The sequence below is a fragment of the Paenibacillus sp. FSL K6-2524 genome, assembly GCF_038005525.1.
GTDB lineage: Bacteria > Bacillota > Bacilli > Paenibacillales > Paenibacillaceae > Fontibacillus > Fontibacillus anaericanus.
In genome coordinates this window covers 404,058-416,376 of the sequence record NZ_JBBOSP010000001.1, presented here as the reverse complement: position 1 = coordinate 416,376, position 12,319 = coordinate 404,058, and the positions used below count along the sequence as shown (strand labels likewise).

Annotated in this window: 11 protein-coding genes and 2 pseudogenes; 4 read left to right on the top strand and 9 right to left on the bottom strand. The window is 42.6% G+C overall.

What is annotated here, in order from left to right; translation table 11 throughout:
* Positions 1-3: 3 nt before the first annotated feature.
* Entirely contained in the window at positions 4-1,188 is a 1,185-nt protein-coding gene (locus NST85_RS01820) for an MFS transporter (protein ID WP_246054402.1), read from the bottom strand.
* A 344-nt stretch (positions 1,189-1,532) separates the two neighbouring features.
* On the opposite strand from NST85_RS01820, the gene NST85_RS01815 reads away from it, so the two are divergent.
* The 3 genes and pseudogenes from NST85_RS01815 to NST85_RS01805 form a co-directional block, all read left to right on the top strand.
* The gene (locus NST85_RS01815; RefSeq protein WP_127194447.1) at positions 1,533-2,114 is read left to right on the top strand and encodes a TetR/AcrR family transcriptional regulator; all 582 of its coding nucleotides are present in this window, start codon (positions 1,533-1,535) and stop codon (positions 2,112-2,114) included.
* A 98-nt stretch (positions 2,115-2,212) separates the two neighbouring features.
* On the top strand, positions 2,213-2,338 hold the full coding sequence (locus NST85_RS29250) for a hypothetical protein (protein ID WP_425464366.1): 126 nt from the start codon (positions 2,213-2,215) through the stop codon (positions 2,336-2,338).
* A 63-nt stretch (positions 2,339-2,401) separates the two neighbouring features.
* A pseudogene (locus NST85_RS01805) lies at positions 2,402-2,589 on the top strand (aminoglycoside phosphotransferase family protein); the annotation flags it as partial.
* Positions 2,590-2,645: 56 nt separating this feature from the next.
* On the opposite strand, the pseudogene NST85_RS29245 reads toward NST85_RS01805, so the two are convergent.
* From NST85_RS29245 to NST85_RS01775, 7 genes and pseudogenes are all read right to left on the bottom strand, one after another.
* Positions 2,646-2,714, bottom strand: a pseudogene (locus tag NST85_RS29245) (GMP synthase (glutamine-hydrolyzing)); the annotation flags it as partial.
* Positions 2,715-2,741: 27 nt separating this feature from the next.
* Positions 2,742-2,885, bottom strand: a complete 144-nt coding sequence (locus NST85_RS01800) for a hypothetical protein (protein ID WP_281278211.1) — start codon at positions 2,883-2,885, stop codon at positions 2,742-2,744.
* 55 nt (positions 2,886-2,940) lie between these two features.
* The gene (locus tag NST85_RS01795) at positions 2,941-5,295 is read right to left on the bottom strand and encodes an ABC transporter permease (protein ID WP_170220280.1); all 2,355 of its coding nucleotides are present in this window, start codon (positions 5,293-5,295) and stop codon (positions 2,941-2,943) included.
* Between the two features lies 1 nt (position 5,296).
* Positions 5,297-6,058, bottom strand: a complete 762-nt coding sequence (locus NST85_RS01790) for an ABC transporter ATP-binding protein (protein WP_127194449.1) — start codon at positions 6,056-6,058, stop codon at positions 5,297-5,299.
* Between the two features lie 145 nt (positions 6,059-6,203).
* On the bottom strand, positions 6,204-7,463 hold the full coding sequence (locus tag NST85_RS01785) for a HAMP domain-containing sensor histidine kinase (RefSeq protein ID WP_127194450.1): 1,260 nt from the start codon (positions 7,461-7,463) through the stop codon (positions 6,204-6,206).
* Positions 7,460-8,149 carry a response regulator transcription factor gene (locus NST85_RS01780; RefSeq protein WP_307398414.1) on the bottom strand — a complete coding sequence of 230 codons (690 nt, stop codon included), beginning with the start codon at positions 8,147-8,149 and terminating at the stop codon, positions 7,460-7,462. The genes NST85_RS01785 and NST85_RS01780 overlap by 4 nt, the downstream gene beginning before the upstream one ends.
* Positions 8,150-8,187: 38 nt before the next feature.
* A complete protein-coding gene (locus tag NST85_RS01775; protein WP_127194452.1) occupies positions 8,188-8,958 on the bottom strand; it encodes a metallophosphoesterase family protein in 771 nt (256 codons plus the stop codon).
* A 182-nt stretch (positions 8,959-9,140) separates the two neighbouring features.
* Here NST85_RS01775 and NST85_RS01770 point away from each other — a divergent pair, with 182 nt between their 5' ends.
* Positions 9,141-10,013, top strand: coding sequence for an AraC family transcriptional regulator (locus tag NST85_RS01770; RefSeq protein ID WP_127194453.1), 873 nt, complete (start codon positions 9,141-9,143; stop codon positions 10,011-10,013).
* 65 nt (positions 10,014-10,078) lie between these two features.
* On the opposite strand, the gene NST85_RS01765 is transcribed toward NST85_RS01770, so the two are convergent.
* A complete protein-coding gene (locus tag NST85_RS01765) occupies positions 10,079-12,268 on the bottom strand; it encodes an alpha-galactosidase (RefSeq protein WP_127194454.1) in 2,190 nt (729 codons plus the stop codon).
* Positions 12,269-12,319: the final 51 nt, after the last annotated feature.

Below are 12,319 nucleotides of genomic sequence, written 5' to 3'. Positions count from 1 at the left end.
TTATTATTTAAGGCGACGGGTCAATACCCAGAATAGAAGAGCCAAAGCACTGACAATTGCACCTAACAAGCACACTCCATTCCAGCCTGAGTAAACATAGATACTGGTAGATGCGATTGACCCGGTGGCGCTACCAATGGAATAGAAAATCATGTAACCAGCAGTAAGCCTACTGCGTGCCTCAGGGCGCAAAGTAAGGATCATGCTTTGGTTGGTGACATGTACGGCTTGTACTGCCAGGTCAAGAAGGACAATACCGACGACTAATGCGAGAAGCGAATGTTGAGTATAACTTATTGGCAACCATGATATAAGCAACAGAATCAATGCCACGCCTGTGGTCCTCTGCCCTAAACCTCGATCAGCAAGACGACCTGCTCGCGCTGCTGCTAACGCTCCAGCAACTCCAGCAAGACCAAACGCTCCAATCGCAGTATGTGAAAGAGAAAGCGGCGGAGCGCTGAGAGGCAGCACTAGGGAAGTCCAGAATATACTGAAAGCGGTAAAAATCATCAAAGCTAATGCAGCACGGATTCGCAGGATTCGTTCTTGTGCGAACAATGTGAGCAGTGAATGAAGCAACTGTAGGTATGATAATGATTCTCTTTTCTGCTCATAATGCGGCAGTACCCTAAACAATACACATGCCATGATTAGCGTTAATACCGCAGAGACAAGGTAGACAGATCGCCAACCGGCTAAATCCGTTAATACGCCAGCGAAGGTTCGCGCCAGTAGAATACCAATTACGATTCCACTTGTCACAACACCCACGGTACGCCCACGTTCGGCTGGGGCAGCCAAAGTTGCCGCGAATGCAACGAGCGTCTGTGTCACTACAGCAAGCAATCCAACCGCAGCTATGCCTATAAATAACACCATGCTGGTGGGGGCGGTGCCAACCACGATCAAAGCCAGCACGGATACTAACATCTGTCCAGCGATCAGCCAACGTCGATTTAATAAATCGCCGAGGGGCACTAGCAATAGCAGTCCAAGTGCGTAACAAACTTGAGTGATTGTAATAACAATGCCGACGGATGAATGAGTAATACCGAACTCGTTTGAAATAGCGTCCAGCAAGGGTTGCGCGTAATATATGTTGGCGACTGCCAGTCCGCAAGCGATCGCAAATAAGAGTGCAACATTGCGAGATATTAAAGATGCGGGCGCTGATTCTGATGATATAAGCGCCTCTTGAGCTGGTTCAACGTGTTTGCCTATATAATCCACGGTAATGACTTTCGGTTCTTCAACAAACTTCCCCAAAGATAACGACTCCTTAAAATTATGTTTATCAGATTTGTAAAATAAAATACTGATTGGTATGAAATATTGCCTGATAAATATAACTCTAAAAAAAGATAACTGTCAAGAGATTACTGTAGAGGACAGCTGAACTGGAGCGAGAACTCTTTTTATTCTGATAATATATAGGATTTAAGAGATGTAAAAGCTTAATCTTATTGACAGGATACTCTTCACATAATAAAATTATAATATACCGTTCGATATGAAAAGAGGGAGTTACTATGGCTCGACGACGCGAATTTGATGAGGAAAAGGCATTGGATGCAGCTATGCAACTATTTTGGGAAAAAGGGTTCGAAGCTACCTCTTTAAGCGACTTGACATCAAGAATGGGCATTCAGCGTCCAAGCATATACTCCACCTTTGGAGACAAAAAAGGATTATTTGAAGCAGCGTTGCGAAAATATACGAGTTCCCATGCTGCCTATGTTCGCGCCAATCTTCAAAACAATTCTTCTGTTAAAGGGGCATTCTGTGCCTTTTTTGAAAATATGGTGGCAAAAGAATATGAAAAAAGTCCGAACTGGGGATGCTTTTGCATCAATTCGATGGTGGAACTTGCGCCTCATGATGAGAAATTTGAAATCCTAACAAGAGAACATCAGATGTATCTCTCGGTAATATTCCAAGAAACGATTGAACGAGGTTTGCGCTCAGGTGAGCTTGATAGCGGTATTAACGCAAAGGGTTTAGCGCAGACACTAGTCATATCGTTAATAGGACTTACTGTGTTCATGAAATCTCGTCCTGAACGAGTATTTGTTGATAATTGTGTGAAAGAAATACTTACATTGTTAAGATAGAATCAAAAAATATGGGAGTGCCATTATGATATCAGCAGAAGTAGTGCGCTATTTTTTGGAGAAGGTTCGTTCTGCTCGGGAGTTGGACGGTACACAGGTTGATGGCAGACCGTGTGCTTACCCATCAGATCACTTCAGAAATTGAGGTGACCGTAGAAAGGACTCCTTCTAGCTATGCGGATCATGTCCGTGAGATGATTGAGGCATACGGATCGTTAGCCTAAGCATTCAAGAATTCCTAGTCCAAGATGATCAGGTCTATGTGCGTTGGAAACAAGTTGGTTACCATATCGGAGTATGCGGATTGTATCCCCTATCGCCGATCATTGCGTCTACGAGCTGATCCTTCTCGTATTTGGGTACAGGCGTGTGGAGTAAGTGGTATCTCCACACAGAGGACGATGACGAGAAGACGAAGCGTGTCCATACGCTCCAAAAAATCTATGAAATGAAGACCAGCCCTGCGCAGGGTTGACTCTAAAAAAGAACTCCGAAAACCCTGAATGTAGTGGGTTTTCGGAGTTTCTCTCATTACTCCCATTCGATCGTCGCCGGCGGCTTACTCGTGATGTCGTAGACGACGTGGGGCACTCCAGTCGGTGAATCGACAGTGGAATTATCAAACGTTTACGAGGTCACATCGGAAGCTCCGATGTACGTCATCGTCGCTGGAAACTTCCTGGATTCCTGCCGACATTTTGCCTTAACTTCTTGGACTTGAGCTTCAAGGCTGTAGCCCTGCAATGCTTGCTTCTCAGTGCTCACTCTGATGTAGATGACAGCTCATGGCTGCGCTAACCTGCCCGTTAGCTTATCGACACTATGCTTATTCTGTAATCATGCCATACGCGGTAATCTTCTTAATTCTACGTGCTACCAGCATCGATATTAGATACGAGAATGCAACAATGCCAATGCAAAGGATCACGATGGTCGGAACATGTACTTTAAATTGGCAGTTTGAGATGCCCATGCTACGAACTAATACAGAAAGCAGAGGATTGGTTCCGATACAGCCTAGCAATCCACCCACGGCCGTTCCCACAATGACAACAGGAGCAAAACTTAATGCAATTTGTGTCATCAGTTGATAGGTTGTGTACCCCATCGCTTTATAAATACCCAATTCCCGTTTGCGTTTTACGATCATCGTTTTGATCACGAGATACAGAATTAAACTAACGACAACTGCAGTTACGAGCAGTACGATCACCACGACTGAATTCATCGCGGAACCAAAGTTAGACAACTGTGCTTCTCCCAGTTCACGCAAGTTTTGGACTTGTACGAGCTGATCTCCAAAAGTAGCTTTTACTTGCTCTATAAATGCTTGACTTTCCGTACGTTCTGTAGGATTGAGATATACATTAATGGTTGACAAATGATAGTCAGGAATCAGCTTTTGCATACCCGCTAAAGTGATATAAGCTACCTTTCCGGAATTATTCATCGTCTGTGTCAGTCCAGTAATCAAGTATTTGTCAGTCGTATCACCCAACTTCACTTCAATGGAATCCCCTACCTCCTTGCTCAGCGTATCCGCCATAACCCCCGTAATCACAACCTCATTATCATATAAGGGTAATCTTCCTTTATAAGCGGATAGGTAATCCATTTTACTGTAATCATCCGACACAAAGGTTGCCATGTCTATTCCACCCATAATTAAGGCTGCAGAATCAATTTTTGATGTTTTTCTCACACCATCCATCGCCTCAAGCTGTTCAACTAAATCTTCCATATCAGTCGTCCCTTGTGCAGTCACGGCAGCATCCGATATTTCAATTCCAAGCATGTTATAAAAAGCAGTGTTGTCGACAGAAAAATTATAATAGCTAATCATAGCAAATGCAGACGCAAACGTGACACCAATAATAATCAATCCAATGATGATATTTTGTTTCATATGGGTAGCCATGGTTTTGCAAGCTAAAATCCACGTAAGTCCACCCTTTGCTTTGTTCAGCGGGAAATAATTTCGCTTAAAGCTGTGTGTAAGTATACCGCCGCGAAGCGCAACTACAGGTGGAAGTTTTATGATCTTGCGACTTGATATCAAAGTAACAATTAACAGCGATCCGATTACAAGCAGGATACTCACAAGATCCCTGCCCGGTTGAAAGCCACTCTGCCACACAATACCTGCTAAGCTAGATAGAGTCCCACTAAACAAAGGAGTTACAACATAAGACAGTACTACCCCGATGATTGCACCGATCATACCGATACAGGTGAATTGCAACACCATCGAAGCGATAATTTGTTTACTTGTATACCCCATTGCACCCAATGCCCCGATATTCGTCAGCGTATCATCAATACTGTTCACCACGCGGAATCGAATCACGATTAAGGATACAATGACAATAATTCCGGCAAAAGCAACTAATACCATAGAAATGATACTAATCATCATCATAGATGCCATGGCCATACCCGGCATATCCATATCATATGTATTACCAAACGATCCGATGGCAGACAGCTTTACATCGGTATTGTTCTTAAAGTCACGCAGCAATAGCGTAGATTGATCCACATCATCCAGTCTTATCGATAACAATTTACTGCTTGTCATCTCTCCGATAACATCATACATCCGCTGATACGCTGTATCCGGTAAGAAGTACTTCATAGCTGCTGCATTAATTGTCCCTAGCGTAGGTGACTCATAGAAACCCTCAATGGAATAATTAAATTCTTGCTCAAGATAGGTGAACTTTATAGAATCACCCAGCTCATACCCCCCATTTTTCATAGAGAGAGGCACATAAATGACATTGTCCTTCGCTATCTCTTTCCCTTCAACCAATTGAAATGGAGCCATGTTCCGTTCTTGATCAGCATTTAGAAATGCCCCACCTAGACCCATTTCGTTATCGCCAAATTTCATGCTCACATTGCCTAAATACATCATATCTTCCGTCTCAACTTCGTTTACTCTGGAATCACCCTGAAAAAAGTCTCCATATGCCTGCTTGTATTCCTTTTGATTCAAAATAACGATGGCATGTGGACTATGGCCTTCTTCGATTTTATCAAGGTAGAACGTATCCACCTTTGTATAAATACCCAGTCCTATGTTTAACAGAAGTGTGGCAATTAAGATCAATAGGCCAAGCGAACAAGCCGCACTTTTACTTCTCTTTATGTTGGCTAAGGCAAGATTAAGAAGATTCATCTTACCACCCCATTTCAGCCAAAAAGGACTGTAGCTGTTCATTTCGTGCATGATAATCCTGGGCATCGAATGCGCTTAGTCTCAACTCTCCGCACATAATACCATCTCGTAAGTAAAGGATTCGATTCCCTCTTAATGCTGTTTTCATATCATGAGTAACCATGACGATACTTTGTCCATTACGATTCACTTCAGTCATGACATCCAACACGCTAGTACTAGCGGCAGAATTGAGTGCACCCGTTGGCTCGTCTGCAAACACGATTTTGGGACTATTCATTAATGCTCGAACAATACCTGCACGTTGAGCTTCGCCGCCAGAAAGCTGGCTTGGAAATTTACCCCACGACATTTCTGCTAAGCCCACCTGCTGTAGCAACTTTTTGGCTTTCTCCGTCATTTCCCGTTTGTTCTTGCTCACCAGTAGGCCACTCGCCAAAGCATTATCTAGCACGCTCATGTTATCCAGCAGGTGGACCTGTTGAAATATAAATCCACAATGATTTCTTCTAAAGATGGCTAGCTGATCGTTATTCAATTTTGCGATTTGCTTACCCTCGAAATCGATTTCTCCCAATGTGGGTTTATCCATACCGGAAAGTGCATATAGTAAAGTTGATTTACCTGAGCCGGAGCTCCCCATAATGACTGTAAAATCTCCCTCAAATAGATCGATATCCAGGTTTTTCAGCACATGTTGTTGATGGCCCCCACTGGAGAAAGTTTTACACAATTTTTTAGTAGATAATAGAATTTTAGACATGATGACCGCATCCCTTATTATAAAATTTCAACGATGATATTAAATTAAAAAAGACTGTAACGTTGATTACAGTCCTATCATACGATGGAAACTCTTAATGGATCTTTGCCCAATTCTTAACCAATCCTTAATTATGAAAATACCTTTAAGAAAGAGGAATTTGTATCATAACGCTGAATCCGTCTGTCCGGTTATAACAGGTAATATAGCTTTCCATCTTCTCCATAAGATATTTAGAAATATATAGACCAAGCCCCGTACCTGATTGCCCCGTGACATCATGACCACGATAGAATTTATTGAATAAGAGCGGCAATTCATCCTCAGGAACACCCATTCCATAATCCATAATTATGACTTCTAAATAAGAGCTGGCGATCTTAAACGTAATCCGAACAGAGGTATTCGCATATTTGTATGAATTACTGAGGATGTTATCGAACACCTGTTGAAGACGAGCTGTATCCGTGTGAATAATACATTCTGGAATGTCATCCCATTCAATTTTTCCGTAATAATTACTACTTTCAATGAGTTTCTGTAGCGCACTACTATGCTCATCCACTACGGTTACTTTTAACTCTTCGAGCTCTTCTAAGGTCGCATGGAACATGTCTGTCACGAGTAGATCGATTTGCTCCGCTTTTGCATAGATGGTGTTAAGCTGTTTGCGTTCTTTCTCACTTGTGGTCAGCACCAGCATCAATTCACTCACAGCTTTGATGGATGCTACAGGGGTTTTGATATCATGGCTAAGACTTGCAACGAGTTCCTTTTTACTACGGTTTGCATGGTATTCGCTTTGACGTGCCGCCGCCAATTCCTCACGCATCATGTCAAAACTTTCGCTAAACGCACCAAACAGGTTGTTTTTATCTATGTCCAAAGGGATATCAAGATTGCCATTCGCTACATTTCGGGCGAAATCTTTGAGCTTGTGAAAAGGGCGTACAACGGTCCGATTTAAATACCTAACATAAGCGATACTTAGTAGCGCTACCGCCAAGAAGGCAGCTAATATCACGATGAGGAGCTCTTGCTGCCATTGTCGAAGGATATTATTACTGTTATTAGGTACAATCACTTTCCCGACTGTGGTTCCGTTAACCACCACATCGACGATTGTGTCTCTGTTCCTGATACCCTCATTTACGCTGCTAGCGAGATGATCTTCTGTTGTATAAAGTACCTTCTCTGTCAAATCCATGACTACAAATGGTTGACTTACGTTACTATAATCTCCCTGATCGATATACTCCCAATGGCTTTCAACTTGTTTCACAATGTTATTGATCGCAACCGTATCCACGTTGGTTTCTATTTGTCTATTCATCAACAACACTGACACGGTAATGCCTACCCCTAAAATAATAGCGATGAACCCGATCATCCACTTTGATTTCATACCTGTGGTTCCTCAAATACATAACCCGTTCCCCACACGGTTTTAATATACCTAGGCTCGTTAGGACTGACTTCTATTTTTTCGCGCAAATGACGAATATGTACGTTCAACGTTCCATCGCCTGTGATAGAATCACCCCACACCTCGCGGAACAATTCCTCTTTAGGTATAATGCGATTCTTGTTATTAACTAAGTAAGCTAACAACTTGAATTCCATAGATTTAAGCTTAATCTCTTCGCCATGAACATGGACACGACACAGATTTGCCTCAACAACAACAGGGCCACATGTTATCCTATCCGATGAAACGTTCTGTTGAAGCTGGCTTCTTTTCAATACCGCCTTTACTTTTGCAAGTAAGACGCTAAGCGTATAGGGCTTTTGGATGTAATCATCCCCACCGATATTGAGTGCAATAAGAATATCATCATCGCTGGAACGCGCACTTATGAACAAGATGGGGATTTGCGTCACCTGCCGCAGTCTTTTGCACAGATCAAAACCCGATGTTTGACCCAAATTAATGTCTAATAAAATCAAAGAGGTTTCGTTTTTTTCAAAAAACGACATACACCCTTCCGCACTGGTCACGTACGTGGACTCCACATCAAACATATTCAAGTATTCGCTTGTTGTCTCCGCTAGAGCTATTTCATCATCAACAATTAAGCAATCATACTTCATCCATATTCCCCATTCATATATGTAATGAAAAGCTTCCTCTATTTAAATTTAGATAGGTTTAGTAGCTTCTGAAGTAATTCCAGGAAACGCGCATAAACCCCCTTATTTTTATGTACAGCGTAGGTCTTATACCCCGCACCCTTAATTTCTAAGCCATTTAATTGGAAACCAAAACAGCAGCCCCCATCTATTCCAATCTTCTTATCGCCGAAATAGATCTTTGCTGAATTATGTATACGTTTTGTTGGTATATGTCCAAACACGATCGTCTTATTTAAAAGATTTGCATGATCTAGGAATTCTTCACTTCCCCACAAAAAAGATCGATCCGGTTGTGATCGGAAGTCCCCTGAAAAAGTAGGATCAATGCCCGCATGTACAAATATATGTCTATCATCCTCGGAATAAAGCGGTAATGATTTCAAAAAATCAATATGATGTTGATAGTATAATTTGATAAAAGTTTTGGCTTTATTATATTCGGGATAGTTAAACCCCTGCTTGAACCAGTCTGTACCGACATAACTTTTCAATGTGGACAGACCCCCATTTTCAATCCATATCGCATTTTCATTACTTTCCATTGCATCAATAAACATTTGGTCATGATTTCCGCGTAGTGCAATGACGTTCCCTTGTTCTACGAGTTGGATCACCTGTTCAATAACTTCCTTGCTCCGAAGACCTCGATCACAATAATCACCCAGTAGAATCAATTGATCTACTGACGGTTTATACTTTGCTTTGTTCAATAACTCAGTAAATTCATCGTAACAACCGTGAATATCACTAATCACCAGTTTCCTCATACCTCAAATCCCTTTCAATATATCCTATTAAAGACAAGATCCACCCTATCTTATCACCCAACTACATGAGATGTCTGTCAAAAATGTATATTTGCAGTGATGTACAAAAGGGATTACAATCTGAGGTAAACGTGTGTCTATTAGTAAATAATTGATCTAATAGTGCAGAAAGGAATCTACTTATGTTTCGCTCCTCCTATTCGATCCGTTCAGAAGAAGCTACGATGCTTCTATTTGATTCCATGGGTTGGGAACTGATCCAATCCCCTGCATATTCATTTGACGGCCAGACTAGGTCTGAGACCAGTAATGTCATTTTTCAATATACGCTGTCTGGAGAAGGCCGGATTGAAGTCGATGGATCGGTCCATCGTTTAACGAAGGACAACGCTTTTCTTGTGACCCTACCTAGTATGCACAAATATTATTATCCGGAAGAAGGTACGGAGCCTTGGGAATTCCTATGGTTAAACGTACGTGGTCCCTTAGCGATCCCATTATGGAATCAGTTAATTACGCATTGCGGCCCCATTGTTCAGCTCCCACAGGAATCTTCGCCTATCCGTCTATTATGGAGTATGTTTGAGGATATTCAGGTGCATGAGGAGAGAAATCTCCATGCCTTATCGGCAAAAGCGTTTCAATGGATATTATCGCTAGACAGCTTATTGAAGAAACCTACTATGTTAACTGATCATATTAAAAATGAAAAGCTTCATACAGCCGTTCAATTTATGAAAAATAATTTACACATGAATCTGAGTTTGGACGATGTTGCTGATCATATCGGTATTTCCAAGCATCATCTTTGCAGACTATTTCAAAAAAACCTCAACCTATCACCCTTCGAATACTTAAGAAGGCGGCGGATTGAGGCAGCGGCATCCAAACTCAAAACAACAGATTTAACGATTAACCAAATCGCTGTTGAGACGGGATTTGATAATGCCAGCTACTTCGGCAAGGTCTTTCGTTCTTACTTTGGGGTCAATCCTCTAGCCTATCGGCAGCAGGACGTGGAGTTTTCGGCCAAACATGTGTTTTTTGAAACTTAGCCTATGCAGATACAAAGAGGGCATCCCAAGCCATTTTTATGGCTTTTGGGACACCCCATATCCGCTTAAATCTCTTTTAATACAAAAAGTTGGCTTCTGAAATCACCCTCCAAACGTGGAATAGAGAGTCCGAAGTACATCAATTCATCACCTCTATATACCTCACCGTTGTGTTGAAGACAATACGATTTATCTGGATCGAGTCCTTTCAGACGTAATCTGTTTAGCGGTGCATTGGGCTCGGCAAGGACCTTAAAGTAAGCAGCAAAAGCTTCTTTCCTGTCCTCTGATACAAACATCCACGCCGTCTCATTCCCTTCAAAAGGACTGAGCAACCGATAGAAATCTCCAGACTGGATCAGCATGCGAAGTTCCTTATACTGCGCAACCTGCTGCCGGATGTCTTCGCACTCCGATGCAGAAAGTTTGGTTAGATCCAGTTCATATCCGAAATTTCCAGACATTGCGACATGACCACGCGTTTCCAATGGGGTATTCCGTTGAACCTGGTGATTTGGAATGGCTGAAACATGGGCTCCCATGGAGCTTGCAGGATACACCATACTTGTTCCATATTGAATCTTCAATCTTTCAACTGCATCCGTATCATCGCTAGTCCATGTCTGAGGCATATAATACAACATCCCCGGATCAAATCGCCCACCACCACCGGAGCAACTTTCAAATAAGATGTGTGGGAAACGGGTAACAATGCTCTCCATTACCTCATAAAGTCCAAGGATATAACGATGCCCCGTTTCGCGTTGACGTTCAGGAGGAAGCAAAGCGGAACCAATCTCCGTCATATTCCGGTTCATATCCCATTTCACATAAGTAATCGGCGCCGATGATAACACAGAGCTGACCGAATCTATGATATAGTTACGTACATCCTGGCGCGATAAGTCCAGAATTAACTGCTGCCGAGCCAATGTTCTTATATGTCCTGGCACATGTAGACACCAGTCTGGGTGCTCACGGTAAAGATTACTGTTGGGTGACACCATTTCCGGTTCAAACCATAAGCCAAATTGCATTCCCATCGCCGTAATATCTTCGCCCAGCTTTCCAAGTCCTTCAGGAAGCTTACGTCGATCCTCAACCCAATCTCCCAGCGAGTTATCGTCACTATCACGCTTCCCAAACCAACCGTCATCTAGGACAAACAACTCTAAACCAAGCTCTTTACCTGCGTGGGCAATTTCTTTTATTTTGTCCGCGTTGAAATTAAAATACGTTGCTTCCCAGTTATTAATGAGAATCGGTCTTTGCTCATCACGGAATTTGCCTCTACACAGCCTTGTTCGATACAGCTTGTGATAGGTTCGTGACATTCCACCTACCCCTTCAGCTGAACGTACAAGCACGGCTTCAGGAGCCTGAAATGCATCGCCCGGTTCTAGTAACCACTGAAAATCAAATGGCTGAATGCCTACACCAACTCTAGTCATCCCGTATTGATCCACTTCTGCCTGCGCTAGAAAGCTACCGCTATAAACAAGACTAAATCCGTAAACCTCACCGTGATGTTCCGTCGCATCTTTGGCCAACAAAGCCATAAACGGATTTTGTTGATGGCTGCTGGAGCCACGTTTGCTATCTATCCGATGAATTCCGGGTACAAGTGATCTCTTATGTACATGGCGTTCTCTGGCCCACGTACCCGACAATTGCAGCATGTCAAAGTCGGAATGATGGAAATCAACATTAGCGCTTAATACTCGATTCAGTACAACCTTGTCCTGTCCTAGGTTCTCGATACGTACGGATCGTGTGATTGCATCCAGATTGTTGAATGCTGTGTACAGAAGGGTCGCTTTTAGTCCACTTTTCACATCAAGCAGAACTATTTCCAGCGTATCCGCTTCATCTTCACTCTCAACATACGAAGAAGGTAGTCCCTCTAAACGTGGCTTTCCCTTTCTTACTGTATAACCTTCATAGCGGAAATCAGTCACTGTCGTACCATCCTGCAAGTAGACCTCGAGTGCTGGCTCCCGGAAATCCCCATTACCGTAGGATGGAAATTCGCGGGGCAGAGTATCTAGAGAATAGGTCTTATCCTCTTGAAGAAAACTTGGACTGAATGAGGCTCTTTCCACTAAATCTAGTGGATGCTGGAAGGACTCCCCTCCTAGCTTTGGGCCCCAATAGATATGGGCTGGAATTCCACCCTTAACGATTTGAATAATATAGCTGGAATTGTTGGATCGCAAATGAAACACGCGATTACTGTTATCATAATAAATGGACATGATATCCTCCCCAAATATAAAAGATTGTCGTATACCACAGACTTAATTTAT

Bases quoted from the DNA above. Each gene is read 5' to 3' on its own strand.
- NST85_RS01795 (WP_170220280.1), bottom strand. From the start codon at position 5,295: ATGAATCTTCTTAATCTTGCCTTAGCCAACATAAAGAGAAGTAAAAGT.
- NST85_RS01770 (WP_127194453.1), top strand. From the start codon at position 9,141: ATGTTTCGCTCCTCCTATTCGATCCGTTCAGAAGAAGCTACGATGCTT.
- NST85_RS01790 (WP_127194449.1), bottom strand. From the start codon at position 6,058: ATGTCTAAAATTCTATTATCTACTAAAAAATTGTGTAAAACTTTCTCC.
- NST85_RS01775 (WP_127194452.1), bottom strand. From the start codon at position 8,958: ATGAGGAAACTGGTGATTAGTGATATTCACGGTTGTTACGATGAATTT.
- NST85_RS01780 (WP_307398414.1), bottom strand. From the start codon at position 8,149: ATGAAGTATGATTGCTTAATTGTTGATGATGAAATAGCTCTAGCGGAG.
- NST85_RS01785 (WP_127194450.1), bottom strand. From the start codon at position 7,463: ATGAAATCAAAGTGGATGATCGGGTTCATCGCTATTATTTTAGGGGTA.
- NST85_RS01815 (WP_127194447.1), top strand. From the start codon at position 1,533: ATGGCTCGACGACGCGAATTTGATGAGGAAAAGGCATTGGATGCAGCT.
- NST85_RS01765 (WP_127194454.1), bottom strand. From the start codon at position 12,268: ATGTCCATTTATTATGATAACAGTAATCGCGTGTTTCATTTGCGATCC.